This window comes from Duncaniella sp., from assembly GCF_029054785.1.
In the GTDB taxonomy this organism is placed as follows: Bacteria; Bacteroidota; Bacteroidia; order Bacteroidales; family Muribaculaceae; genus Duncaniella.
The window spans coordinates 1-2,200 of the sequence record NZ_JAIDEN010000042.1; the positions used below are offsets into that span (position 1 = coordinate 1).

General features: G+C 46.4%; 1 protein-coding gene and 1 pseudogene. Both read right to left on the reverse strand.

Translation table 11 applies throughout. The features are described 5' to 3' along the window. Nucleotides 1-403: 403 nt before the first annotated feature. Nucleotides 404-1,435, reverse strand: a complete 1,032-nt coding sequence (galE, locus tag K2H17_RS02670; protein WP_300131117.1) for a UDP-glucose 4-epimerase GalE — start codon at nucleotides 1,433-1,435, stop codon at nucleotides 404-406. A gap of 129 nt (nucleotides 1,436-1,564) precedes the next feature. Further along, a pseudogene (locus tag K2H17_RS02675) lies at nucleotides 1,565-2,200 on the reverse strand (hemolysin); the annotation flags it as partial.

The window sequence follows — 2,200 nt, forward strand, 5'->3', positions numbered from 1 at the left end:
TCAAACCCGCAGAAGTAGCCATCTACAAGGTGGACTAAGATAGCATCCCGAATAGCAAAAAGTCATCCGTGGAATTTCCGCGGATGACTTTTTTATGTTCATGAAAAACAAATACCCCCATCTGCGAAGGCCGAAAATATTTCCCTGACAATATGGGCGACAAAAAAACGGCATGCATCATTTCTCATGATACATGCCGCCAGGGTTAGTAAGTCAATAACTTAGCTTAGCATTTGGTATTAAGAGGTTGTTCAATATCAATAGTCAAAATCTGAGCGAAAGTTTTGAGGTGGATATGGCTCCTTTCTCATTTGCAACAATTTATCTAAAAGATACACCACTCAGATTTTAACTCTTGTTTTTAAACAATCTCTAAAACCATTTATTCTTCTGAAAACGCGGATCACATCACGCCGCGTTCTCTCAACTTCTGTTGCCATGCCCAAGCCGAGCGCATTGTGTCAGCAAGGGTCGATGTCGCTTTCCAGCCAAGCACTTCATTCGCATAGGCAGGATCAGCCCAGACTTTTTCAATGTCTCCGGCACGGCGTCCGACAATCTTATGAGGTACTTTCACGCCTGTCGCATCCTCAAAAACGCGGATGAGCTCAAGGACTGAAACACCATTACCGGTACCGAGGTTGAAAATCTCGATCTTGTCGTCGCTCTTGTCCTCCAGCATACGCTTGACTGCGATGACATGAGCTTTGGCCAGATCGACAACATTGATATAGTCACGGATACAAGATCCGTCAGGTGTATCATAGTCATCTCCAAACACGCTCAGCTCCTGGCGGATGCCGATTGCTGTCTGCGTCAGATAAGGAATCAGATTCTGCGGCACACCGTTGGGAAGCTCACCGATCTCGGCTGAAGGATGAGCACCGACTGGATTGAAATAGCGTAGTATGACACTCTTGAACGGTGCGCCGGCATTTATGACATCAGTAATGATTTCTTCTGAGATCTGTTTGGTATTGCCGTAGGGCGACGTCGCTTTTTTAATAGGAGCCTTCTCTGTGACAGGGTTCTCGTCAGGCTCGCCATAGACAGTGCATGACGAGGAGAAGACAATACCCTTGACCCCGTTGGGACCCATCAGGTCCAACAGATTCAAAAGTGTGTTAAGATTGTTGCGATAATACAGTATCGGCTTATGCATGCTCTCGCCGACAGCTTTAGATGCGGCGAAATTGATGATACCCTTGATGTCGGGATAATCGGCAAAAAGTTTGCTCAGAGTCTGCATGTCGGTGCAGTCTCCTTCGACAAAATCCGGACGGATGCCGGTGATACGCTCAATGCCGTCAATCACTTCACGGTTAGAGTTGGAGAGATCGTCGATAATAACGACCGGATACCCGGCCTGCTGAAGTTCGACAACAGTGTGCGAACCGATATAGCCGGTTCCACCTGTTACTAAAATCCTATCCATTGAAATCTTTAATTAGAAATTGATATTTGGAGTTAAATATATATTCAATTTAAAACGCTTTAAATTACGCACATGTTCAATCCATCACGAAATGGATCCGTCAATCAGCATTTCCATCACCGGCGTCAATTATTGTTCTTCAATTTCAGCAAGAGGCTGATATGTCCCGATATGACGCTGTTTCTTTTCTTCAAAAATATCTGAAATGGCAAAGAATATACCACTCTCCTCGACATCTCCGAATTCATCATTTATCGCAGTACCGAACATTTTCATTGTCGGTGAAAGGCTCATATAGGAATTGACCAGCGGAGGGATGTTGAATCCGAGTTCCCGGATTGAATGATTGAGTATGCGGTAGTCTTCCTTGAATGTCTGGCCTGTGAACAAGCGCTCCATCGCGGCTGTGTCTATCGCCGGACTGAATGGCACCAGTGGCCTCACAAGTTCCTCAGTGTCCGGGAAATGCTTGTGAAGGAAATAGAGGATCAGGTCTCGGCACTCTCGGTGATAGTTGGGATACATTGTCATCTTTCCGAAAAGATATTTGATTTCCGGATAGACCACTGTCAAGGCACCGAGTCCGTCCCAGAGATTGTCAAGCGCGAAAATCGCCTTGGCGCCGGCTTTCGACGACTGATATTCGAGCCTGACAAACGAGCGTCCGAGCTCGATCGTATAGGGCAAGTAGTCTTTCACAAAGCGGTCCGAGAAGTGGAACTTGTGTCTCGTGGCAATACGCGGACGGCCTTGTTAGTCAAGGCG